This window comes from Roseateles sp. P2_H4, from assembly GCF_056403315.1.
In genome coordinates this window covers 19,466-42,807 of record NZ_JBFUFR010000038.1, presented here as the reverse complement: position 1 = coordinate 42,807, position 23,342 = coordinate 19,466, and the positions used below count along the sequence as shown (strand labels likewise).

General features: G+C 68.3%; 21 protein-coding genes. 5 read left to right on the top strand and 16 right to left on the bottom strand.

Annotated features, from left to right (window positions below; translation table 11 throughout):
* Nucleotides 1–16: 16 nt before the first annotated feature.
* The 3 genes from AC1DW3_RS24040 to AC1DW3_RS24030 all read right to left on the bottom strand — a co-directional run bounded on the left by AC1DW3_RS24040 (nt 17) and on the right by AC1DW3_RS24030 (nt 4,320).
* Nucleotides 17–241: a hypothetical protein gene (locus tag AC1DW3_RS24040; protein ID WP_477935638.1), complete on the bottom strand. Its 225-nt coding sequence runs from the start codon at nt 239–241 to the stop codon at nt 17–19.
* Between the two features lie 138 nt (nt 242–379).
* Nucleotides 380–2,341, bottom strand: coding sequence for an alpha/beta hydrolase family protein (locus AC1DW3_RS24035; protein ID WP_477935636.1), 1,962 nt, complete (start codon nt 2,339–2,341; stop codon nt 380–382).
* Nucleotides 2,338–4,320, bottom strand: coding sequence for an alpha/beta hydrolase family protein (locus AC1DW3_RS24030; RefSeq protein WP_477935634.1), 1,983 nt, complete (start codon nt 4,318–4,320; stop codon nt 2,338–2,340). Before AC1DW3_RS24030 ends, AC1DW3_RS24035 begins: the two co-directional genes overlap by 4 nt.
* Before the next feature lie 76 nt (nt 4,321–4,396).
* Between AC1DW3_RS24030 and uvrA the strand changes: the two genes are divergently transcribed.
* Nucleotides 4,397–7,306 (top strand): excinuclease ABC subunit UvrA, encoded by a 2,910-nt coding sequence (gene uvrA / locus AC1DW3_RS24025; protein WP_477935632.1) that lies wholly within the window; start codon nt 4,397–4,399, stop codon nt 7,304–7,306.
* A 146-nt stretch (nt 7,307–7,452) separates the two neighbouring features.
* Here the strand turns inward: uvrA and AC1DW3_RS24020 are convergent, their stop codons facing one another.
* Complete coding sequence (locus AC1DW3_RS24020; protein WP_477935630.1) at nt 7,453–8,259, bottom strand: MHFG family PEP-CTERM protein; 807 nt, start codon at nt 8,257–8,259, stop codon at nt 7,453–7,455.
* 220 nt (nt 8,260–8,479) lie between these two features.
* Between AC1DW3_RS24020 and AC1DW3_RS24015 the strand changes: the two genes are divergently transcribed.
* Nucleotides 8,480–8,872, top strand: coding sequence for a response regulator (locus AC1DW3_RS24015; RefSeq protein WP_477935628.1), 393 nt, complete (start codon nt 8,480–8,482; stop codon nt 8,870–8,872).
* A gap of 91 nt (nt 8,873–8,963) precedes the next feature.
* Here the strand turns inward: AC1DW3_RS24015 and AC1DW3_RS24010 are convergent, their stop codons facing one another.
* The 7 genes from AC1DW3_RS24010 to AC1DW3_RS23980 all read right to left on the bottom strand — a co-directional run bounded on the left by AC1DW3_RS24010 (nt 8,964) and on the right by AC1DW3_RS23980 (nt 15,394).
* Entirely contained in the window at nt 8,964–9,401 is a 438-nt protein-coding gene (locus tag AC1DW3_RS24010) for an SWIB/MDM2 domain-containing protein (protein WP_056191416.1), read from the bottom strand.
* Between the two features lie 221 nt (nt 9,402–9,622).
* Complete coding sequence (locus tag AC1DW3_RS24005) at nt 9,623–10,168, bottom strand: cytochrome b/b6 domain-containing protein (protein ID WP_477935626.1); 546 nt, start codon at nt 10,166–10,168, stop codon at nt 9,623–9,625.
* A 3-nt stretch (nt 10,169–10,171) separates the two neighbouring features.
* Nucleotides 10,172–10,456, bottom strand: coding sequence for a PepSY domain-containing protein (locus AC1DW3_RS24000; RefSeq protein WP_477935624.1), 285 nt, complete (start codon nt 10,454–10,456; stop codon nt 10,172–10,174).
* Between the two features lie 10 nt (nt 10,457–10,466).
* On the bottom strand, nt 10,467–11,585 hold the full coding sequence (locus AC1DW3_RS23995; RefSeq protein ID WP_477935622.1) for an alpha-hydroxy acid oxidase: 1,119 nt from the start codon (nt 11,583–11,585) through the stop codon (nt 10,467–10,469).
* Nucleotides 11,582–12,265 (bottom strand): Fe2+-dependent dioxygenase, encoded by a 684-nt coding sequence (locus tag AC1DW3_RS23990; RefSeq protein ID WP_477935621.1) that lies wholly within the window; start codon nt 12,263–12,265, stop codon nt 11,582–11,584. The genes AC1DW3_RS23995 and AC1DW3_RS23990 overlap by 4 nt, the downstream gene beginning before the upstream one ends.
* A gap of 23 nt (nt 12,266–12,288) precedes the next feature.
* Nucleotides 12,289–14,529, bottom strand: a complete 2,241-nt coding sequence (locus tag AC1DW3_RS23985; RefSeq protein ID WP_477935619.1) for a TonB-dependent receptor — start codon at nt 14,527–14,529, stop codon at nt 12,289–12,291.
* Nucleotides 14,530–14,623: 94 nt separating this feature from the next.
* On the bottom strand, nt 14,624–15,394 hold the full coding sequence (locus tag AC1DW3_RS23980) for an energy transducer TonB (protein WP_477935617.1): 771 nt from the start codon (nt 15,392–15,394) through the stop codon (nt 14,624–14,626).
* Between the two features lie 126 nt (nt 15,395–15,520).
* Between AC1DW3_RS23980 and AC1DW3_RS23975 the strand changes: the two genes are divergently transcribed.
* Nucleotides 15,521–15,877: a phage holin family protein gene (locus tag AC1DW3_RS23975; protein WP_477935615.1), complete on the top strand. Its 357-nt coding sequence runs from the start codon at nt 15,521–15,523 to the stop codon at nt 15,875–15,877.
* Here AC1DW3_RS23975 and AC1DW3_RS23970 read toward each other — a convergent pair.
* Nucleotides 15,867–16,499 carry a TetR/AcrR family transcriptional regulator gene (locus tag AC1DW3_RS23970; protein ID WP_477935613.1) on the bottom strand — a complete coding sequence of 211 codons (633 nt, stop codon included), beginning with the start codon at nt 16,497–16,499 and terminating at the stop codon, nt 15,867–15,869. The two genes, AC1DW3_RS23975 and AC1DW3_RS23970, sit on opposite strands and share 11 nt — an antisense overlap.
* Nucleotides 16,500–16,568: 69 nt before the next feature.
* Between AC1DW3_RS23970 and AC1DW3_RS23965 the strand changes: the two genes are divergently transcribed.
* Nucleotides 16,569–17,198, top strand: coding sequence for a glutathione binding-like protein (locus AC1DW3_RS23965; protein WP_477935611.1), 630 nt, complete (start codon nt 16,569–16,571; stop codon nt 17,196–17,198).
* A gap of 3 nt (nt 17,199–17,201) precedes the next feature.
* Here the strand turns inward: AC1DW3_RS23965 and AC1DW3_RS23960 are convergent, their stop codons facing one another.
* Nucleotides 17,202–18,803: a M48 family metalloprotease gene (locus tag AC1DW3_RS23960; RefSeq protein WP_477935609.1), complete on the bottom strand. Its 1,602-nt coding sequence runs from the start codon at nt 18,801–18,803 to the stop codon at nt 17,202–17,204.
* 154 nt (nt 18,804–18,957) lie between these two features.
* Between AC1DW3_RS23960 and moaC the strand changes: the two genes are divergently transcribed.
* On the top strand, nt 18,958–19,440 hold the full coding sequence (moaC, locus tag AC1DW3_RS23955) for a cyclic pyranopterin monophosphate synthase MoaC (RefSeq protein ID WP_477935607.1): 483 nt from the start codon (nt 18,958–18,960) through the stop codon (nt 19,438–19,440).
* Here the strand turns inward: moaC and AC1DW3_RS23950 are convergent, their stop codons facing one another.
* From AC1DW3_RS23950 to AC1DW3_RS23940, 3 genes are all read right to left on the bottom strand, one after another.
* Nucleotides 19,441–21,147 (bottom strand): PglL family O-oligosaccharyltransferase, encoded by a 1,707-nt coding sequence (locus tag AC1DW3_RS23950; RefSeq protein ID WP_477935605.1) that lies wholly within the window; start codon nt 21,145–21,147, stop codon nt 19,441–19,443.
* 93 nt (nt 21,148–21,240) lie between these two features.
* Nucleotides 21,241–22,647, bottom strand: a complete 1,407-nt coding sequence (locus AC1DW3_RS23945) for an O-antigen ligase family protein (RefSeq protein WP_477935603.1) — start codon at nt 22,645–22,647, stop codon at nt 21,241–21,243.
* Nucleotides 22,648–22,766: 119 nt separating this feature from the next.
* Nucleotides 22,767–23,219, bottom strand: a complete 453-nt coding sequence (locus tag AC1DW3_RS23940; RefSeq protein ID WP_477935602.1) for a pilin — start codon at nt 23,217–23,219, stop codon at nt 22,767–22,769.
* Between the last annotated feature and the right edge of the window lie 123 nt (nt 23,220–23,342).

The following is a 23,342-nucleotide window of genomic DNA, read 5'->3' as shown; positions in this document are numbered from 1 at the left end:
ATCGTCATGCGAGGACTCAGGCGCGGCGGGCGGTGATGGTCACGCGGGGCAGCTGGGCGACTTCGCGCACGGCATAACCGGTGACGACGACGCGCGGCAGTTGAGCGACTTGCTGCGTGGCCTTGCCGGTGATGACGACGCGGGGCAGCTTCTGCACTTCTTGAGGAGCGGCACTGGCAGCGAAGGCGGTGAACGCGAAGGCGGCGACGGCGGCGGCTTGGATCAGGACGGTGGTCTTCATGATGCTTCCTTTCGGTGTCTGCACAGCGGGATTGCTGTGTCGATGGAAGCAGTTTCGTCACTGAGCCAGGTCGCCGCCACGCCGCTGCGATGAATCGCCAGACGCGGGCCGCGAGCTGCATGCGGCCGCGACAAACCGTCAGTTCTTCGGCGCCAGATGCTGGGCCAGGAAGGCTTCCATGCGGCGCATGTAGTCCTGCTGGTGCTCCCATTTGTAGAAGCCATGGCCTTCACCGGGATAGGACACCCACTCGGGGGGGCGGCCGGCGGCGGTCAGCGCGTCGCGCAGCTCGGTGCCATGGGCCAGGGGAACCCGTTCGTCCCGTTCGCCATACACAAGCAGCAGCGGTCCCTGCAGTTGGTCGACCCGGCTGATGGGCGAGTTGTTCCGCAGCAGGGCGGCATCGGCCCGGGCGTCACCCACATGTTTGGGAAGGTCGAAGCTCAGCGACTCCGCGGCGATGTCCGACCAGTGGCGCGAGGTCAGCTTGGTCAGGTCGGTCGGCGCCAGCGCTGCGACCGCGCAGCTGATGCCGCCGCGGGCCAGTCCCATCAACGCTGCATAGCCGCCATAGCTGGCGCCGACGATGCAGACGCGTTTGGGGTCGGCCAGGCCGCCCTTGACCGCCCAGGCCAGTGCATCGTCCAGGTCGTCCTGCATCTTCAGGCCCCATTGCTTGTCGCCGGCGCGCAGGTGGCGCTGGCCGTAGCCCGCGCTGCCACGGAAGTCGACCTCCAGCACGAGGTAGCCGCGCGAGGCCAGGAACTGCGCCTCTTCGTTCCAGGCCCAATGGTTGCCACGCACCCACGGGCCGCCATGCACCAGCAGCACGGTCGGCGCCGGGCCGGCGGTGCCGGGGTGGGTGACGACCATCGGCAGCCGCAGGCCGTCGCGTGCGGCGGTGCTGGCGGTCTGGCGCGGCCGACCCTCGGGGATCCACGGCATGGAGGCCGCCAGCGGGGTCAGCTGGCGGGTGGTACGGTCAAAAAGGAAATAGCGCGGCGGGCGGCGATCGGTGATCGAGGTGACCAGCAGTGTCGGCACGGCCAGGCAGCGCAGGCAGCGGATGGTGTTGGCCGCACCGGGCAGGCGGTTGTCGATCTCGGCCTGGGCTTCGGCCATCTCCTTGGAGTACCAGGCGGTCTGCGGCACGTCGGCCTCGAAGCTCACGCCAAGCAGTTCGTCGCTGTCCGCATCGCGCAGCAAGCGGGCATTGACGTCATGCGTGTTCGAGGCGGCGATGCGCGTGGTGGGCGCGTTCGGCGCCAGGCTGTCTGCCCGGTGCAGGGTGCGGCGGCCGTTCTCGTGGAGGCTCAGGTAGAGGCGCCCAGCGCGGTCGACGGCCAGGGGCCATCGGTCTGCTTCCCCATGCTCGGTCTCGTGCCAGAGCTTCCAACCTGCATCACCATCGCGCCAGAAGATGCGCACGCCGCCTCGACCATTGGTGCCGGCCGCGAAAGCCGGCTGGCCCGATGGAGTCAGGACCCAATGCGTCATGCGGTCAGGCGCACCTTCGGTCAGCGGCGTACGCTTGCCGTCGGCGATGTCCAGACTGGCCAACTCGACATAAGCGAGATAGCCCTGGTTGTCGGCAACGGTGCGGCGCATGACCAGTTCGCCGGGGCGATCCAGCGCGGGCGCCTGCAGCAGGCTCCAGGTCCGCCCAAACCGGCGGTTGATCTGCGGCATGTTTCCCCGTTCGCCGCTGGTACGGGATTGCGGGTCGACCCATTGCTTGAAGCCGCTGCCGTCGCGGTTCAGCGTCCACAGTCCAGGATTGATCCACCAGCCTTCACCGTCTACGCGCGGGCGCACCGTGAAAGCCAGGCGGTCGTTGTCCAGCCAGTGAATCTCGCGGATGTCGGCCTGACCGAAGGCCTTCAGAGGCGTGGCCTCGCCGGGCTTGTCCGTTGCGATGACGGCCAGGCTGGTGGTCTTGCCGTCGGGATTGATGATGGCGGCCACATGGCGGCCATCGGGCGACAGCATCGGACCGGAGAAGGCCGGCGGGCGCTGGAAGTCTTCGATGCTGGGCGGCGCCGCAGGGGCCGCCGAGGCGAGGGAGGTGGCGGCCAGCAGGGCCAGGGCGAGTGTGTTCATGATGGTTTGGCGGGCGCGCCGATGTGGCGGGACAGGAAGCGCTCGACGCGCCCCCAGAAATCTTCGTTGGTCTGCAGGTCGAACCAGCCGTGGCCTTCGTCGGGGTAGACCACCCATTCCAGCGGCTGGTCGGCGCGCAGGGCGGCCTTCATGTCGGTGCCGTGCTTGAGCGGTACGCGCGGATCCAGGGCGCCATAGGCCATCAGCAGCGGCAGCTTGACCTCGGCGGCCCGCTTCAGCGGCGAGGTGGCGCGCAGCTGCTCGGGGTCGTCGCCGATCAGCACGCCCATGCCGTAGCGCTTCAATTCCTCGCTGGCGTCGCTCCAGCTGATGCTGGACAGCAGGCCGATGTCGGTGACGCCGACCCAGTCGATGGCGCATTTGAAGAGGTCGGCCTGCTTGATGCTGGCCATCAGCGCTGCATAGCCGCCGTAGCTTGCGCCGGCGATGCAGACGCGCTTTGCATCGATCCAGCCCTGCTGGCGGGCGAAGGCCACGGTGTCGGCCAGGTCGTCCTGCATGGCCAGGCCCCATTGCTGCAGGCCAGCGCTGTAGTGGCGCGAGCCATAGCCGGTGCTGCCGCGGGATTCGGGCTCCAGCACGACATAGCCGCGACTGGCCAGGAACTGGGCCTGGGCCTCCCAGGGCCAGTGGGTGCCGCGCACATTGGGGCCGCCGTGGACGAGCACGACGGCCGGGCGCGCTGCGGGGTTGCCGGGCGGCTGGGTGACCAGCAGCGGGATCTCCAGGCCGTCGCGGGCCTTGAAGCGCACGACGTCGCGCTGGCCCATCTCGCGCAGCGGCAGGTCGGGCCGCGCGCCGGCCAGGGACTGCAGGCTCTTGTCGGCCGGCTTGTAGAGCCAGTAGCGCGGCGGCGTCTGGTCGGACAGGGAGGTGACGACGAGATGGGCGGCGTCCAGGCAGCGTTCGCATTCGATGCGGTTGACGGTGCCGGGCAGCTTGGCGTCGATGTCGGCCTGCCGGGCCTTCATCGTCGCGTCCAGCCACAGGGTGCCGGGCGCATCGGTCTCGTAGCGCAGGCCGAGCAGACGCTTGGCCACGGGGTCGAAGACCAGCTCGCCGCTGAAGTCATAGCCCTTGAAGCTGATCAGCGGCTCGGCCTCGGGCTTGCCGGTCTTGGCGTCGAGGCGGAACAGGGCCATGAAGCCCTCGTGGTTGGCTTCGACCAGAGTCTGGCCATCGGGCCCGAACCAGTAGGCGCTGAAGCCCTGGCGCAGATAGGCGGTGTCCTCGTACCAGAGCTTCCAGCTGCCGTCGGCCTGGCGCAGATAGCCCTTGATGCCGCCCTGGGCGCGGGCTTCGATGGCGCGCGGTTCGCCGCGCCAGTCCACCGTCCAGTCGACGACGCTGTCGGGCAAGCCCTGGTTGAGGTTGCGCGTGTAGCCGGTGCGGGTGTCCAGGCGCGCCAGCTGCATGCTGGTGCTCTCCTTCTCGTCGGCCCAGCGCAGGCGCTTGATGAGGATCTCGTCGCCACCTTCCGGCAGCGTGTCGAAGAAGCTCCAGTTGGCCTCCAGCCGCCGGTCATTGATGAGGCTGCTGCTGTTGCTGATCCATTGCTTGTCGCTGTTGATCAGCTGGCGGTATTTGCTGCCGTCGCGGTCCACGGCCCACAGGCCGGGCTTGAAGACGCGGGTGCTGCCGTCGGGCGAGTTGCTGACCTGGAAGACCAGCCGGTCCTCGTTGACCCACTGGTGCCGACCCACGTCGGCGTCATGGAAGCCGGCGACGACCTTGGGCGCGCCCAGGTTCTGCAGGTCGATGACGGCCAGCCAGACGCGGTTGCCCTTGCCCGCGACCAGCACGGCCAGGTAGCGGCCGCTCGGGCTGAGCCGGGGCTGGCTGACGGCCGGGCGCTTGAAGAAGGCCGTGATCGACGGCGGCTCGGCAGTGGCCGGTGGCGTGGCGAAGCCGAGTGCGGCGGCAAGGGTGAGCGCCAGCGTTCCAATCAGCGTCCTCATCGGGACCTCCCTGTCTGTGTTTGGACGCGCCGGATTGTGGCGGCCTATCATGTCCGGTTCGCTTGTGAAAACTGCCATGGCCCTCCCGGATTTGCCCCAATCGTCCGTTCCGCCCGAATCCAAGTTCATCCGCGTGCGTGGTGCGCGCACGCACAACCTGAAGAACATCGACGTCGACCTGCCGCGACATGCGCTGGTCGTCATCACGGGGCTGTCGGGCTCGGGCAAGTCGTCGCTGGCCTTCGACACGCTGTATGCCGAGGGGCAGCGACGTTATGTCGAGAGCCTGTCCAGCTACGCGCGGCAGTTCCTGCAGCTGATGGACAAGCCCGATGTGGACATCATCGAGGGCCTGTCTCCCGCGATCTCCATCGAACAGAAGGCAACCTCGCACAACCCGCGCTCCACGGTCGGCACGGTCACCGAGATCCACGACTATCTGCGCCTGCTCTATGCCCGCGCCGGCACGCCCTTCTGCCCGGATCACGATCTGCCGCTGGAAGCCCAGTCCGTCAGCCAGATGGTGGACGCCGTGCTGGCCATGCCGGACGAGTCCAAGCTGATGCTGCTGGCGCCCGTCGTGCGCGACCGCAAGGGCGAGTTCGTCGATCTTTTCGGGGAACTGCAGGCCCAGGGCTATGTGCGCTTTCGCGTCGACGGTGCCACCGTGGAGGCGCCCGACATCCCGGCGCTGAAGAAGGCCGAGAAGCACGACATCGACGTCGTCATCGACCGCATCAAGCTGCGCCATGACTCGGCCGACAGCCTGCGCCAGCGCCTCGCGGAGAGCTTCGAGGCCGCGCTGCGCCTGGCCGACGGGCGGGCCCTGGTGATGAATATGGACAGCGAGCAGACGACGCTGTTCTCCAGCAAGTTCGCCTGCCCGGTTTGCTCCTACTCGCTGCCCGAGCTGGAGCCGCGGCTGTTTTCCTTCAACTCGCCGGTGGGCGCCTGCCCGAGCTGCGAAGGCCTGGGCCAGGTCACCGTCTTCGACGCCGACCGCGTCGTTGCCTTCCCGACGCTGTCGCTCGCCAGCGGGGCCGTCAAGGGCTGGGACCGGCGCAACCCCTACACCTTCTCGCTGCTGGAGTCGGTGGCGGCGCACTACAAGTTCGACGTCGAGGCGCCCTGGGAGAACCTGCCCGCCAGCGCGCAGGAGGTGCTGCTGCGCGGCTCCGGCACCGAGGACATCAGCTTCGTCTACCAGGCCGAGACGGCCTCGGGCAAGAAGCGCTCGGTGAAGCGCCAGCATCCCTTCGAGGGCATCCTGCCGAACCTGCAGCGGCGCTTCAAGGAAACCGACTCGGCGGCCGTGCGCGAGGACCTGGCTCGCTACATGGCCGCCAAGCCTTGCGTTGCCTGCGAGGGCTCGCGGCTGCGGCGCGAGGCGCGCAACGTCGTGCTGCAGCCGGCCGACGCGCCGGTGGGCGTGCGCGGCCGGCCTATCTTCGAGGTCGAGCATTCGACGCTGCGCGAATGCCTGGACTACTTCGAGAGCCTGAAGCTCAAGGGCAACAAGGCCGAGATCGGCGACAAGGTCATTCGCGAGATCGCGTCGCGGCTGCGTTTCCTGAACGACGTCGGCCTGAACTACCTGAGCCTGGACCGCAGCGCCGAGACGCTGTCCGGCGGCGAGGCCCAGCGCATCCGCCTGGCCAGCCAGATCGGCTCGGGCCTCACCGGCGTCATGTATGTGCTGGACGAGCCCAGCATCGGCCTGCACCAGCGCGACAACGACAGGCTGATCGCGACGCTGCGGCGGCTGCGCGACCTGGGCAATTCGGTGCTGGTGGTGGAGCACGACGAGGACGCCATCCGCGCCGCCGACTGGGTGCTGGACCTCGGCCCCGGCGCCGGCGTGCATGGCGGCCAAGTCATGGCCCAGGGCACGCCTGATCAGGTGGCGGCCAACCCGAATTCATTGACAGGGCAGTATCTGAGCGGCACCGCGCGCATCGAGGTGCCCACCCGGCGCCACCCGGCGACCGAGGCGGTGATGCGCATCGTCAACGCGCGCGGCAACAACCTGAAGGGCGTGACGGTGGAGATCCCGGTCGGCCTCTTCACCTGCGTGACGGGTGTGTCGGGCTCGGGCAAGAGCACGCTCGTCAACGACACCTTGTACGCCGCCGTCGCCAAGAAGCTCTACCAGAGCCATGCCGACCCGGCTGCGCACGATGAGATCGAGGGCCTGGACGCTTTCGACAAGGTCATCAACGTCGACCAGTCGCCCATCGGCCGCACGCCGCGCTCCAACCCGGCCACCTACACGGGCCTGTTCACGCCCATCCGCGAGCTGTTCGCTGAGATGAACACGGCGCGCGAACGCGGCTACGGCCCGGGGCGCTTCAGCTTCAACGTCGCCGGCGGCCGCTGCGAGGCCTGCCAGGGCGACGGCGTGCTGAAGGTGGAGATGCATTTCCTGCCCGACGTCTATGTGCCCTGCGATGTCTGCCAGGGCCGGCGCTACAACCGCGAGACGCTCGAGGTGCTCTACAAGGGCAAGAACATCACCCAGGTGCTGAACATGACGGTGGAGGACGCCTTCGAGCTGTTCAACGCCGTGCCGGCACTGGCGCGCAAGCTGCAGACGCTCTTGGACGTGGGCCTGGGCTATGTGAAGCTGGGCCAGAGCGCGACGACCCTGTCCGGCGGCGAGGCGCAGCGCGTCAAGCTGGCGCTGGAGCTGTCCAAGCGCGACACCGGCCGCACGCTGTACATCCTGGACGAACCGACCACCGGCCTGCACTTTGCCGACATCGCTCTGCTGATGAGGGTGCTGCACCAGCTGCGCGACGCGGGCAACACCATCGTCGTCATCGAGCACAACCTGGACGTCATCAAGACGGCCGACTGGCTCATCGACATGGGGCCCGAAGGCGGTGCCGGCGGCGGCACGCTGCTGGTGGCGGGCACGCCCGAGGACGTGGCGGCCTGCGAGGCCAGCCACACGGGGCGCTATCTGGCCCCTCTGCTGAGACGCTGATTTTTTGCGGGCCGAGCGCCGGGCCGCTCCCTAGCCGGCCCGCGTTGGGCGATGTGCTTGCGGCTCAATGCCGCGAGCATCGCCGTCCCCTCGGGGGACCGGCTGGACTCGCCCGCGTCCAGCAGGGCGAGGCCGGACGAGGGGCTTCAGCGCCTTTGGCGCGCCTTGAAGATGATGACGAGCAGGCCCAGGGCGATCATGGCCCAGGTGCCGGGCTCGGGCACGGCCGGCGTGTGGGGCAGGTCGACGGGGCCGTCGGCCGGGCGCACCGTGCCGGGCGGCAGCGAGGGCATGCCGATGTTGACGAGGCCGGGGCCGCCACCGGGGCTGGCGGGGCTGGGCGCGTTGCCGCCCGCCAGGATGCCGCCGCCCTGGGCAGGCGAGCCGCCCAGCGCCGGCACACCGGACGCGGTGGCAAAGCTGTCCGGCGCCGCAGCGGCCATCGGGCCGGCGGCCGGGGCTTCGAATTCCAGCGGCGCGGTCTCCTCGCCCTCGCGGGTCGATGAGGCGACGTTGCCGGCCTGGGCCGGCGCCACGGCGCGGGGCTTGTCCAGGCGGCGGATGCGGCTGACGTTGCGGCAGACGGTGGGCACGAGGATGCACTGGCCGTCTTCGCAGTAGACGAGGCCCCGCTCCTGGGTCGTCGCCGTCCATTGGGTGCGCGTCACCGTGCGGCAGACCGCGCCGGGGCCGAAGTGCATGTCGCGAATCTCGGGGGCGTAGGTCGCCTGGCCCTTGATGGCATCGCGCTCGATGACGGCGATGTCGTCATAGCTGCGCGCCTTCATGCGGGCCTTGAGCTTTTCGCGGGTGGCGGCCGGAATGTCCTGGTAGCGATCGACGGCCGCGACCACGTCACCCATGAACGGGTTGACGCCGGGGCGGTCCCAGCTGCACTGGGGCAGCGTGGAGCCGGCGGAAACGGCGAGGGCGAGGGTGGCGATCAGGGACATTTGCGGGCCCAGAAAAGGGTCGCGCCCGAACCAGGGCGCATGTCCCTAGTATTAGGGAGAGCTAGGGTTTGTCCGCGTTGAAGACCCGCAAAGCGGGGGTGTCCGGCGGGTGAGATAAATCACGAAGAGGGCTGAAAACGTTTGGCAGAGCGACCGGGCCAGTCCGGCCCGGCATTGCTGCTATCGTGCCCACCGCCTCCTGCTGTCCCCTGAACCCGCCATGACCGACCGCGCCGCGCCGCTGGTGCTTTACGTCGAAGACGACCGCATCCACCTGATCCTGATGGAGGAGGTGTTCCGGCTGCTGGAGGGCTGGGAGCTGCGCATGGTCGAGACGGGCGCTGAGGCCCTGGCGGCCCTGGCCGAACGCCGGCCGGCGCTGGTGCTGGTGGACATGAACCTGCCCGACATGACGGGCCTGGAGCTGCGGGCCCGCGTGGCCGCGGACGAAGGTCTGTCCGCCGCGCTGCAAGGCGTGCGCTGGGTCGCGCTGTCGGCCGACAACCCCGGCGCCGTCGTGCGCGCCGCCCGCGCGGCGGGCTTCGACGACTACTGGCTCAAGCCCATCGATGTGCCCGTCCTGCAAGCCGGATTACGCAAGCTGATTGGCTGAGCACGCGTCATCAATGACGCAGCTGCTGCGCCAATAAAAAAAGCCCGGCGAACCGGGCTTGTGTTGACGAGGCCGCTTGCGCGGCGTCGCTTCACTTCAGGTGGCTGTTGATCAGCTTGGTCATCTCGAACATGTCGGCCTTGGCCTTGCCGAAGATTTCCTTCAGCTTGGCGTCGGCGTTGATGACGCGCTTCTGCAGCTCATCCTGCAGCTTGTTCTTCTTGATGTACTCCCAGACCTTCTTGGTCACATCGGTGCGCGGCAGCGGGGCTGCGCCGACGATGGCCGCGAGAGCGGCGCTGGGGGTGAGGGCCTTCATGAAGGCGGCGTTGGGCGTGCGCTTCTTGGCGGGTGCTGCGGCCTTCTTGGCCGGAGCTGCCTTCTTCGCAGGTGCTGCGGCCTTCTTGGCCGGAGCTGCCTTCTTTGCTGCAGGCGCCTTTGCGGGCGCTGCTGCCTTCTTCGCCGGTGCAGCCTTCTTGGCCGGTGCCGCCGCCTTCTTCGCGGGCGCGGCCTTCTTCGCAGTTGCCATGTCGATTCACTCCATCAAAGGTTGTTGATGTGCCGGGTCCGGGTGAAGGCCGCGTAAGCCTTCAATACTCTCTAGCACCCTGCGGCGGCGATGGTACTGCGCTCCCCAGGGGAAGAGAAGGCTTTCATAGAGGGGATGACCCGCAGAGGCCCATGAAATCGACCCTTTGAGGCCCTGCTTGTCGCGGGGCCGCATCACTCGGGCCTTCGCGAGGCTTGCAGTCAGTGAATGTCGTCGCCTTCGGGCGCGCGCTTCTTGCCGCTGAACATCGCGCCGACAAGGTTCTCGCGATGCCTCCAACTGGTCACGGCGACGCCGCCGAGATGGCCGATGACGAGGGTCGCGATGCCCCAGGCCAGCCAGGCGTGCAGGTCCGACAGCCATTCGTAGCCCCACAGCCAGTCGGTCGTGTAAAGCCAGCCCGTCAGCGACAGCGCCGCGGCCGTGGACCACAGCGCCAGCACCATCCACCCGCCCAGCGGGTTATGGCCGATATAGCGCGGCTCATGGCCGGCGCGCATCGCGCGGGCATAGGTGAGCACGGCGCGCGGGCTGCGCACGAACTGCGCGAGGCGCGCGTGGCGGCTGCCGCTGAAGCCCCAGACCAGCCTCAGCACCACGGCCGCGGCGGCCACATAGCCGGCGGTGTGGTGCCAGGCGTCGAAGTGGCTGGGTGGCCAGTGGCCGCTGATCCAGCTGGTGGCCACGGCGGCGGCCAGCGTCCAGTGCAGCAGGCGGACGAGGCCGTCCCAGACGCGCACGCGCATGGCTTACTTCGTTTCGGCGGGCTGCTCGCCTTCGGGGTAGACGCGCTCGAAGGTCTTGGGGTTGAAGAAGGCCTCGGCCTTCTTGCCCTGGCCGTCGAAGCCGTAGACCTCGTAGCAGCCGTTGTAGTTCTGGACCTTGCGGATCTTCCAGCCTTCGCCTTCGAGCTTCTTCTGCAGTTCCATCTGCGGCTTCTTCTCTTCCTTGGGCATGGCCGGGCAGGAGACGTTGCCGTGGGCAAAGGCGGCGGAGGCGGTGAAAGCGAGGAGCAGGGGGACGAGGAGTTTCATGGTGAGTCCTTCAGCGGAAATTGCCGGGCCAGAGCAGCGCCGGGCCGGCGTCGGCGAGAGTCTTGCAGCCCGAGAGCGCCATCGCGATCTCGAGCTCGTCGCGCAGCAGGCGCAGCGCGTGGGCCACGCCCAGCGCGCCGCTGGCGGCCAGCGCATGGACGTAAGGGCGGCCGAGCAGCACGGCGTTGGCGCCCAGCGCGATGGCCTTGAGCACGTCGGTGCCGCGGCGAATGCCGCCGTCGACGAGCAGCGGCACGTCGGGGCCGAGGGCGTCGCGCAGCGGCGGCAGCAGCTCGGCGGTGGGCGGCAGCGTGTCGAGGGCGCGGCCGCCGTGGTTGGAGACGACGAAGCCGGTGACGCCGCGGGCCAGGGCCTCGCGCGCRTCGTCGGCGTGGGTGACGCCCTTCAGCAGCAGCGGCAGCTTGCTTTCGGAACGCAGCCAGTCGATCTCACGCCAGGTGGCGGCGCGCGGCATCAGGCCGTCGAAGAGGGCGCTCTGGCCGGGCTGCAGGTTCAGCGGCTTCTTCAGCCCGCCGAGGTTCACCGCGCGGACGTCGTCGGGCAGCTTGAAGGCGATGCGGCGTTCGCGGTCACGCGCACCGTGCACGGGGGCGTCGACGGTCAGCACGAGGGCCTGGTAGCCGGCGGCCTCGATGCGGCGCAAGAGCGCGCGCATGAAGTCGCGGTCGTCGCGCCAGTAGAGCTGGAACCAGAGCGGGCCGGCGCTCGCTTCGGCCAGCATCGGCGCGGCGACTTCTTCCATCGCCACGCTGGCCTGGGCGCTGAGGATGAGGCCGGCTTCCTGAGCGGCGGCGGCATGGGCGATGGCCAGCTCGCCGTCGGCGTGGAAGAGGCGCTGGTAGGCGATGGGTGCCAGCAGGATGGGGTGGCGCAGCTCGCGGCCGAGCAGCGTCACGCGCGTGTGGCCACCGCTGAGGTCGCGCAGCACGCGGGGCTGCAGCTTGATGGCATCCCAGGCCGCGCGGTTGGCGCGCAGCGTGATCTCGTCTGCAGCGCCGCCGTTCAGGTAGGCCCAGGCCTTGGCATCGACGCGGGCCTGGGCAGGGGCTTCGAAATCAGCCAGGTTGGCGAGGCCATCGGGCAACGATTCGATGCGGGGGCTGGTCACGTGTCTGCCCACATCCTGAGGAGGTTGTGATACGTGCCCGTCAGCTGCACGAGTTCGTCCGTCTCGCCCAGCTCGCCGCGCAGCTTCATCAGGCTCATGTCCATCTCGTAAAGCAGGCGGCGCTGTTCGTCGGCGCGCACCATGCTCTCGATCCAGAAGAAGCTGGCCAGCCGCTGGCCGCGCGTGACGGGTTCGACGCGGTGCACGCTGGTGCCGGGGTAGACGACGAGGTCGCCCGCCGCCAGCTTGACGTGCTGCGCGCCGAAGGCATGTTCGATGACGAGCTCACCGCCGTCGTAGTCGGCCGGGTCGCTCAGGAAGAGGGTGCAGGAGATGTCGGTGCGCACGCGCTGCACGCCGCCGGGGAGGTAGCGCACGGCCTGGTCGACATGGCTGCCGTAGGCGTTGCTGGCGCCGGCGTAGCGGTTGAACAGCGGCGGCAGCACGCGCTTGGGCAGCGTGGCCGAGAAGAACAGCGGGTGCTTCTCCAGCGCCTGCAGCACCAGGGCCTGCAGCTCGCGATGCTGCTCGCTGCCAGGCTGCAGTTGCTCGTTGTTCTTGACCTGGGCCGCCTGGCGGCCGGCGGTTGCGCGGCCGTCGGCCCAGGGGGCCGCGGCCATCAGTTCGCGGGCCCTCGCCAGGCCGGCCGCATCCAGAACTTGTTCGATCTTGAGCAGCATGGCGGGGCGAGGGCCTTTCGGGGTCAGAACTTGTAGGTGCCCGTCAGCGCGACGACGCGGCCCTTGCCCGGGATGTAGTGGCCCGTGTAGAGCGTGTCGGCGTAGAGCTTGTTGGTCACATTGTCGACGTTGAGGCGGAACAGCAGCGTGTCCTCGACGACGGCGTATTCGGCCATCAGGTTGGCGATGACGAACTTGGGCGCGTAGAAGCCGGGGTTGCGGTTGGGCTGCTGGCCGCTGCGCGCATTGACGCCGCCGCCGACGCGCCATTGCGGCGTGATCTTGTAGGTCGTCCACAGGCTGCCGGAATAGCGCGGCGTCAGCGACGGACGGCTGCCCTGGCCTTCGGCGCCCTCGGCGCCGATGTCGATGATGGCGGTCGGCATCCAGGTGAAGGTGCCGAAGACCTCCCATTCGGGCGTGATGCGGCCGGTGACGTCGACGTCGATGCCCTGGGCGTGGCGCTTGCCCGACAGCTCGACCAGATTGCTCAGCGGGTCGGTGTTGCGCTCATGCAGCTTGGTGGCGCGGAAGATGCCGAAACGCGTCGTCAGCTTGCCGTCGGCGCTGTCGTACTGGCCGCCGAGTTCGATGTTGACCGACTTCTCGGGCGGAATGTTCGCGTTGGCCGCGCTCAGCGAGTAGGTGTCGCCCGAGGTGTTGAAGGACGTCGCGCCCATCAGGTGGAAGGACAGCTGGGCGCTCGGCTGGAACAGCACGGCGGCGCGCTTGCTCCACTCCGAGACCTTCATCGCGTAGGGCTGGGTGGTCGTGGGCGACGGAGCGTTGTTGGGGATGCTGTAGACCTTGTAGTCACCATCGAGCTTGTCGTAGCGCAGACCGGCCAGCACCTTCCACATCGGCGCGATCTGCACGAGATCCTGCAGATAGGCGCCATAGCCCTTGGAGACGTAGTCGTTGTTGGTGCGGAAGCTGCGCAGGCCTTCATTGATCCAGGCGCCGTCATCGGGCCGGCCGATGGTCGTCGTCGGCTTGGTCGGCACGACGCCACCCTGGTTGGCCGAGTAGGCGGCGTAGACCTGCTTCTTCTCCTGCGAGAAGTCGGCGCCGGTGGTGATGTTGTGCTCCATGCCCGCTGCCTTGAGCCGGACGTTCAGGTCGCTCTGCGCCGTGACCGTCTGCATGTCCTGCACCTTCAGCTGAGTGCCGCGGTTGATGACGGTGTCGGGGCCGAAAGTGGCCAGCGACGCGGCAACGCCGCCGGGCTGCAGGTTCGCGGCGGCGAAGCGGACGGTGCCGGCGCGCTGGTCACGCGTGTAGCTCGCGTAGCGGGCCTTGGTGACGAGTTCGACCGACGGGCTGAAGCGGTGGGTGTGCGTCAGCATGCCGTAGTTGGCCGTGCCCTTGTTGTAGTCGCTGGCCATGCCGTAGTAAGCGGTCGGGTCCAGCGGCAACAGCGTCGTCGCGCTGGTGGGCGCGGCCGGCGTCGGCTTGATCCAGGGCATGCCGTAGTTCATGCCGTTGTTGTTGTCCAGGGCGTAGAGGGTCAGGCTGAATTCGTCCTGCTCCTCGATGCCCCAGCGCAGGTTGACGGCGACGCCCCGCTTGTCCAGCGAGGAGCCGGCGCCGTCGTTGTCGGAGTTCGTGCTCATCGCACTGACGCGCAGCGCGGTCGTCTCGCCGAGGCGCTTGTTCAGGTCGCCGATGACGCGCAGGCCGCCGTGGCTTGCCATCGTCACGTCGATCTGGTTCTGGTCGGCCAGCACGGCCTGTTTGGTCACCTGGTTGACGGCGCCGCCGCTGGAACCGCGGCCGAACATCAGCGCGCCGGAGCCACGCAGCAGTTCGATCTTGTCGAGGAAGAAGGTGTCGCGGTCGTAGAAGGCCGGGTCGCGCATGCCGTCGATGAAGATGTCACCGGTGCTCTGCAGCGAGATGCCGTGGATCTTGATGTCCTCCTCGCCACCCTCGGCGGCCTGGAAGGTGATGCCGGCGGTGTTCTTCAGCACTTCCTTGACGTTGTCGAGGTTGCGGTCGTCGATGAGCTTCTCAGTGACGACGGTCAACGACTGCGGGATGTCGCGGATGTCCTGCTTGCCCTTGCCGATGCGGGTCTCGGTGACCTGGTAGTCGTCCTTGCCCTGCTTCTCGACGCTGGCCTTGATGCGCACCGTGGGCAGCACCGTTTCTTCCTTGGGCGGCGAGGTCTGGGCCAGGGCGGCCGAGGCCAGGCCGAAGCCGGCGGCCAGTGCGCCCAGTGGCAGCAGCCGTGCCTGGGCTTTCGATGGGTTCTTGCGGGACATGGATCTCTCCGATGGATCGTGAATGGGCATGGCTTTGCCCAAGGCGGCATCGGCAGCCGCCCACGGCATGGCTAGTGAGGGAAAGGAAAAGGGGTCAGCGGTCGAGTTCGTAGGACAGCGGCGTGATGACTTCCCACTCGACGGGTTGACCGTTCTCGGTCTGCGGCACGAAGCGGGCGCCGCGCATGTCCTGCAAGGCCTGCTCGTCCAGTCGGGCGAAACCGGAGGACTTGGCCAGCGTGATGTCGCGTGGCAGGCCGCGCGCGTCCACCACGACGCGCAGGTGCACGATGCCGGACTCGCGCAGCCGCCTGGACAGCAGCGGCACCGTCCAACGCGGCTCTTTCAGATAGCGCACGGCGCTGGCTGGGATCTGCTTGATCTGGGGCGCGGGCGGCGTGATCGGAATGATGGGCGTCGGCGCGCTCTGCACCGGCACGACGGCCGGTGGCGGTGGCGGTGGCAGCGCCGCCACGACGAGGGACGGCGCAGGCGGCGCGGCGACGGCGATCAACGGCGGGTCGATCATGGTCAGTGCCGGGGCCTGCATCTGCGGCGTCGCGATGGGGGGCGGCGGCAACGGCTTGGGCGGCTCGGCCGGCGCCACCAGGCGCACGACGACAGGCGCGAGGCGCGCCACGGAGCGGCGCACATCCTGCACCTGGCTCAGGCCCCACAGGCCCAGAAGATGCAGCGCGGCGATGCCGACCAGCAGCAGGCGGCGACGCGGCTGGCTCGACATCTCGGCAAAGCTAGGCCGCGGCTGTTGCACTTGCGCCGGCACCAGCTCCGCCGGCCGCGAAGGGACGGCGACCGGCGCGGGAGCGGCCGAAGTGGAGGCGACAAAGGCGAGAGCGGGCTTCACAAACGAGACGTCAGCAAGTGCGATGGAAAAATCTTAACACGAATGCGAACAATTCCTATTTGCGAACAGGCTGGGGTGAGGCCGTGACGCGACACGCCGGTGTGGCCGCCCGATATGCTCGCGGCCATGACCAAGGTTCTCGTTCGTTGGCTGCTGCTTGCCGGCGCCCTGCTGCTGGTGGCGCATCTCTACCCCGGCGTCGTCGTCAAGAGCTTCACTTCGGCGCTGATCGCCGCCTTCGTGCTCGGCCTGCTGAACACGCTGCTGCGGCCCGTGCTCGTGCTGCTGACGCTGCCGGTGACGGTGCTCAGCCTGGGCCTCTTCCTCTTCATCATCAATGCGCTGATGTTCTGGATGGCCGCCACGGTGCTGGACGGCCTGGCCGTGACCGGCTTCGCCGCCGCGCTGATCGGTTCGCTGATCTACAGCCTGTGCGGCATGGTCATCGACGTCGCGGTCGAGCGCATCTTCCCTAGCGACTGACCATCTCGACGCCGGCGCGGGCCAGGGCGGCGAGTTCCTCGCGCGGGTCTCCCGCGCGGGCGCGCAGCGCCATCGAGTGCAAGACGGCCGACGCCAGCTGGGCGCGCATCCCGACATCGGTGCCGGCCGGCAGTTCGCCGCTGTCGATCGCCTGCTGCAGTCGCGCCTCGAATGCGGCATTGAAACCACGCAGCGAATCACCGAGCTGAAGGCGGATGGCCTCGTCCCGCGGCGCCTCGGTGGCCGCCGTGCCGATCAGCAGGCAGCCTCGCGCGGCCTCACCGGCCGGGCAGTAGAGCTGCAGCGCCAGCTCGTAGACCCGCAGCAGGCCATCACGCAATGAACGGTCTGCGAACGCCGCGGCAATGGCGGCATTGGACTGCTCGGTGTACAGGCGCAACGCCTGCAGATACAGCGCGTGCTTGTCGCCGAACGCGCCGTAGAGGCTGGGTCGGTTGAGGCCCGTCGCTTGGCTCAGGTCATCGAGCGATGTCGATGCATAGCCACGCTGCCAAAAGGCCAGCGTCGCCTGGGCCAGCGTGGCTTCGGTGTCGAAGCTGCGCGGCCGGCCACGCGGACGCGGCGCGGGGGCTGGAGCCTCGTCTTCAGATTTTTGTACCACGGCGCATGAAATTCATTGACGACAGTGAATTCTATTCAATACAGTACAAAAACACTGTTGGAGACCGAGATGGAGTTGTTCTTTTCCCCCATGGCCTGTTCGCTGGCGAGCCGCACCGTGCTCTATGAAGTGGGCGCCGAGGCGCGCTTCACGCAGGTGGACAGCAAGGCCAAGCGCACGCTGGACGGCCGCGATTACTGGCAGATCAACCCGATGGGCCAGGTGCCGGCGCTGCGCACCCCGGACGGCTGGGTGCTGACCGAGAACCCGGCGGTGCTGCAATACCTGGCCGAGGCATGGCCCGAGGCCGGCCTGCTGCCGACCGCCGCCGATGCGCGCGCTCGGGTGCGCCAGTGGCTGGGCTTCATCGGCACCGAACTGCACAAGGCGGTCTTCGTGCCCCTGCTGGACCCCCAGGCCAGCGCCGACGTGAAGGCCTATTCGATGGACAAGGCGGCGCTGCGCCTGGCCACGCTGGAGGCGCATCTGCAGCAGCATGAATTCCTGGAAGGTGGCTACGGCATCGCCGACATCTACCTCGCCGTCGTGCTGAACTGGGCGCCGTATGCCGGCGTCGACCTCGCGGCCTGGCCGGCGGTGAAGGCCTACCACCGCCGCATCGGCCAGCGCGAGGCGGTGGCGCGGGCACTGCGCGAGGAGTTCGCGCTGTATCAGGAAGAGCAGCGGCAAGCTGCCTGACGCTCAGTTGGGCAGTTCGACGTCCGGCGGGATGTAGCGGCCGCGGTACATCTCGCCGAGCAGGGACTGGCGCTCGTAGACGAGGGCGCGCAGCCGGGCATCGATGACCGAGGCCTCGACCTGGTCGGCATCCGGGCCGCGCGACTGGCGCAAGCCCGAGCGCATGCGGTCGATGGCGCCGTTCAGGTCGCCGGCGGCGGCATGCACCTCGGCCTGGGCGCGCACGGCCCGCAGCGGTTGGCCCAGCTTCTGCCAGATCAGCGCGAGCTGGGCCCAGGCCAGGGAGTCGCGGGGCTCGAGGCTCACATGGGTTTGCAGCGCATCCGCGGCTTCGCGCAACGCGGGCGATGCCGGGCCGCTCGCCAGCGCCAGGCCGACGCGCTGCATCAGCATGGGGCGGGACTTCTCGCCCGCCAGCGTGTCCAGCGCGGCGATGCCTTCCATCGGCCGGCCGCGGGCCTGTGCCAGTTCGGCACGCAGATAGGTCAGTTGCCGCGTGGCCGCCACGGTCTCGGTGGGGCTGGGGTTGATGAGCTGCAGCGTCACCTCGGCGCTGCGCAGCGTGGCCTCGGCGCGGTCGAAGTTGCGCAGCTTGATGGAGGCCAGCGCCGCGGCATAACGGGCGCCGAGCTGTTCATAGCCGCCGCTCTCGCGGATGTTGCGGGCGCCGGCGTCGTAGTTCTCCAGCACCTTCCAGGCTTCGACCCGCGGGTCCATCAGCACTCGCGAGCGCGCTGCCATCAGCGCATGCTCGGCGAGCCCGCGCGGGCGCGCGAACGGTTCCAGCGCCAGACGCGTGCGCGCGTCGCCGATGCGCTCGCTGGTCAGCGGGTGGGAGCGCAGATAGGGGAAGGCGCCGTTGTCCATCAGGTGGTAGGCCTGCTCCATGCGCTCGAACATGCTGACCATGCCGCTACCCGCGAAACCGGCCTCGACCAGCACGTTGAAGCCGACGCGGTCGGCCTCGCGCTCCATGTCGCGCGAGAAGTTCAGCGACAGCTGCGTGGCCGCGGCCTGGCCGCCGACGATGCCGGCATTGGCCAGCTCGATGTTGCCGCGCGACGCGGCCAGCACGCCCAGCAGCAGGCCCGCGATGGCGACCATGCTGTTCTTGGAGTCGCCGGCAATGCGGCGCGCGATGTGGCGCTGCGTCACGTGCGAGATCTCGTGCGCCAGCACCGAGGCCAGCTCGTCGCGCGACACCGTCATCGCGATGAGCCCCAGGTGGGTGCCGACGAAGCCGCCCGGCAGCGCGAAGGCGTTGATGCTCTTGTCCTCGACCAGGAAGCTCTCCCAGGCGAAGCGGGTCTGGATGTCTTCGCCGACATGGCCGAGCTTGCGCGATGCGGCCACCAGCGGCTCGAAGATGCCCGTCATGTATTCCTGCAGCAGCGGGTCCTGCACGCAGGCGGGGTCGAGGCGGATCATGCGCATATAGCGCTCACCGAGGGCTCGCTCGGCGCCGACATCGAGGTCTTGCGAGACCGAGTCGCCCAGGGCTGGCAGGTTGACCTGGGCCTGGATGGGCGCGGTGGTGATGAGGCAGGCGGCCGCGAGCAGGGTCAGCAGGGCGCGGGAAGGGGCGGGGACACGGGACTTCTTCATCGAACAGGAACTCCGGCCGGCGGCAGCCGGCTGCCTATGATGCCTGCAACTCGGTTTCCTATTTGTTTCCTGAAATGACAGCCTCCACGCTCGCCCTGCTCGCTGCCTCCCGAGGAGGCGCGTCAGCGGCTTCGGGCGGCCGGGCGCCACTGCCATGACAACCCCGCTGACCCACTTCGACGCCCAGGGCCAGGCCCATATGGTGGACGTGTCGGCCAAGGCCGAGACGCATCGCGTGGCCGTCGCGGCCGGCGAGATCCGCATGCTGCCCGAGACCTTCGCGTTGATCGCCAGCGGCAGCGCCAAGAAGGGCGATGTGCTGGGCGTGGCGCGCATCGCGGCCATCCAGGGCGCCAAGCGCTGTTCCGACCTGGTGCCGCTGTGCCACCCGCTGCCGATCACGCGCGTGGCGGTCGACTTCGAGCTGGACGAGGCGGGCAGCCGCGTGCTGTGCCGCGCCCAGGTCGAGACGCTGGGCCGCACCGGCGTCGAGATGGAGGCCCTGTGCGCCGTGCAGGTCGGCCTGCTCACCATCTATGACATGTGCAAGGCGGCCGATCGCGGCATGGTCATCGACCGCGTGCGCGTGCTGGAAAAGCAGGGCGGCAAGAGCGGCGACTGGCACGCCGCCGTCTGATCAACGCAGGGTTCGCCAGTCGACGACGCCCGATGCCGGCTGGCACTGCGGCATGACCGGCGCCGAAGCGGCGTCTTCGCAGCTGGCAAACCAGTTGTCGCCCGTTGGATTGCGGAACTCGCGCAGGCGGTCGGCCAGGAAGCGCGCACCTTCAGCATCACCCGTCTGGTCCAGCGACTGCGACCAGTGCATCAGCAGCCGTGCGTCGATCAGGCTGAAGGCGGTGCGGCGCGCGGCCGCCAGCGCCGCCGGCCCCGCGGGCTGGCTGGTCGCGGCCGCGTAGTCGGCCTGGTGGCTGAAGAACACCGAGCGCTGGCCCGTCGCGATGCGTTCGCCCAGCGGCACGGCGTCCTCGCTGGGCATGTAGATGGCGACGATGCGGTGGTAGTCCCACAGCGCAAAGAGGCTGCCGGCGATCAGCAGGCCGCCCACGACCTGCCAGGGTGCCGCAGCGGCGGGTCGGGCAGGCGCATCGGCCGGCAGCGTGAGGCCGAAGGCGAAGCAGGCCGGCAGCAGGAAATAGGCGTACCAGAGCGGGTACTCCAGCAGGCTGTGCAGGGCGATGGTCAGCACGATCATCAGCGCGGCACGGCGCAGTGGGGCGTCGTCGTCCTCGCGCAGGGCGCCGCGCCAGGCCTTCCACAAGGCCCAGCCCAGCAATGCCAACACGGCGCCGGCCCAGGGCAGGCCGAGCTCGACGGCCAGCTGCGCGGGCAGGTTGTGGGTGTGGTCGAAGAAGGCGATGGGCCGGCTCGGGAAGGGGCTGAGGCTCCATGCGAAATTGAATTCGCCCCAGCCGACGCCGAAGACCGGATTGGCCAGCGTCAGGGCCCAGGCATCACGCAGGATGGCCAGGCGCGACGGCGAGCCGGCACCTTCGGACAGGCGCGAGGCGGCGCCGAAGGCATGGCCGCTCTCGGCCGACCACAGCGAGATCAACAGCCAGCTGACGCCGAGCATCAGCGGCGTGGCGAGCAGCGAAAAACGGGCGCTGCGCGAGAGCTTGCGGTCGGCGACACCCCACAGCGCCAGCATGGCGATGCCGATGAAGCCGGTGCGCGAGGCACTCAGCACGACGGCGAAGACGCAGGCGAACAGCAGGGGCGGCAGGGCCTGGCGCCAGCGGCGCTTCTCGGTGATGAAGACGGCAGCGACGGCGGCCCACATCATCAGGCTGGCCAGGTGGTTGGGCTGGCGCAGATTGCTGACGGCCCGGCCCGGGATGCCGGAGCGGGCGATGAGGTTGCCGTCGGCCAGGTCGGGGATGAAGACCTGCACGAGGCTGACGACGATGTTCAGCAGGCCCGCCACCAGCAGGCCCCAGCACAGGGCTTCGGCGGCGTGGCTGCGCTGCTCGCGCGTCAGGCCCTGGGCGACGAGCAGCACGGCCAGGCCGGCGCCGATGACGGCGGCGGCACCCAGGCCCAGCGAGGCGGGCAGGTGGCGCCAGCCGATCGAGACCAGGGGCGCGGCGAGCAACAGGGCCAGGGCCGCAGCCGCGGGGCTCTTCAGGCCAGCGCGCCAGCCCGGGGTGGCATGCGCCCACAGCAGCAACGCGGCACCCCAGCCGGCCAGGGCGAGCAGCTGGTTGTAGAGCGTGGCCGCCGGTGTCTGGTTGAAGGCCAGCAGCGTCGGCAGCGCGGTGGCGGCAGCGACGCCGATGAGGAGACGGTGAGGCGCAGGGTCAGCAGGAGCAGGCGTCAGCATGGGCAGGAATGGATGTCACGCGTGTGCGCGAGTCTCTTTTCCAGAGGGGCGTCGCGCGGGCAGAAGCGTACTTTGAAAGCGCGCAAGGCCTGCTTACAGCCACCCATCGAGCCAGAAGCGCGGGTTGTTGGGCTCGGATTCTGGCGACGCGGGGCGTTGCCCCAGCGTGGGACGCGGCATTTCATACTCCTTGATGGTCGGGTATGAAAACAGGAATTGAAATACCAGCACTGCCAGCATGACGACGCGTGCTGCGACCGGACTTTGCTGCCGCGCCGCCGCTGCGGTTTCAGGGGCGGCGGCCGACCCCTTCGCAAACAGCGCGATCGCGATGCAGATCCACACCTGCGACACCGGCATCACGAAGTTGCCGGAGAAGAATCCATCGATGGCCAACGCGAAAACGGCAGCGACCACCGCAACGTCGACCCCGCTGAGAGCCTGCTTCGCGGCCCGCCGCTTTTGCAGGCCTTTCCACAACAGGTACAGCAGCCAGCCGAACACCAGCAGCGTGGTCGGCAATCCATACTCGGCAAGGAATTGGATATAGACATTGTGCGGATGGGCGCCGCGCAGGTTGACGTAGTCCGCAAAATGCATGGGTCCGACGCCCAGCAGCGGCGAACTCATCAACTGGTCAACGGCGATCTTCCACAGGAAGAGGCGCGAATGGTCGCTGACCAGATCGGTCGTGCTGTGCTGCACCGTCATGGCCGCCGAATTCAGCGTTGACGGCAAGGCGTAGAAAAAGCAGAAGTAGAAAAGCGCCGCCGCCAGCAACGCGATCAAGCCGCTTTTCAGATAGATGAGGGCCTGCTTGCGAAACAGCATGGCCACCCCCAGCGCACTCAGCACCAGCGCGAGCATGCTCGCCCGCGATGCCAGGCCAATCAGGATGGCCATGCTGAGCGTCGCCGCGACCCCGCCGAGACGCCGCAGCCGCACAGAGTTGTTGCTGTCGCTCGCCACGCCGATCAGGATGGGTAGCGCGGGAGTCTGAGCGTGATTCAGGAAGCGCGGATTGTCGAATCCTGGAACCATCAGCCAGAAGTTGCCCACGCCGCCATTGAGGGCGCTGGCACTCCATGCCAGCAGGAAGAAGACCTCGTAGAGCAGCCACGACGAGACGATGGCCAGGAGGATCTTCTCCATCCCGATTTCCTCTTGAAGAGCGGCGATGGCAAGCGTCAGGAAGAACAGCGAGAAGAACAGAAAGAGCTCTCTGAACGCGGCCGCCGGCTGATGGGCGTGCAGTGCGGACATCAGCATCAGCACCACCAGGCCTGCGACCTTGATGACGTTGGCGCGAGCCCATCGCGCGCGGCCGCCAACCAGCAGGAAGAGCGTGGCAAGCAGGAAGAGGGGGACTTGTGCCAGTCGCGCGGCATTGTGTGCGGACACGCTGAATGCCGAATAGAACGGCATCACCAGGATGAACACCAGCAGACCGCCACCAAACCAAAGCGCCGTCAGTTTGGCGCCCGAATCTTTGTTACGCATGGCAGGACCGCATGGGAAGTTCTGGGTTGGACCGACAACAGCGATGTGCAGCTCATGAATCACCACGGCAGAAACGCAAAAAAGGGCCCGGAGGCCCCTTTTTGTTGAACAACGCCAGCTTAGGTGTTGTTCTTGGTGATCGCGGCAACCAGGACCGGAGCGGTCACGGTCGTGGTGGCCGTCCACACGACGCTGGAGGTGCCCAGGTTCGGCGTGAAGGTGATGGTCTTGCCGCCCAGGTCGCTGCCGACCTTGGTCGAGGCATTGAAGGTCAGCGCGATGACGCCGTTGTTGGTGATCGTCAGCGAGGCGACTTCAGCGGTCGGCGTGAAGGAGTAAGCGCTCAGGACGCCAGCGGTGTTGCAGGTCGACAGGCCGCCTTCTTCCTGGGCGCACAGGGCCACGGCGGCCTTGGCGGTGTCAGCCGAAGACAGGGCGTTGCCGGCCTTGGCCTTGGCGGTGTAGTCCTTGTATTGCGGGATCGCGACGGCAGCCAGGATGCCGATGATGGCCACGACGATCATCAGTTCGATCAGGGTGAAGCCTTGTTGGGCGCGTGCTTTCAGGTTCATGTCAGTACTCCAGGAAGTGTGAGTGGTGGGAGGAGGGCACACCCCCTGAATGCAGGGCGCGTGCCAGCTTTTTTGGCGCTGTCAGCCGTGCGAAAGCGCACGGATGGCCGCCCGTACGGCCTT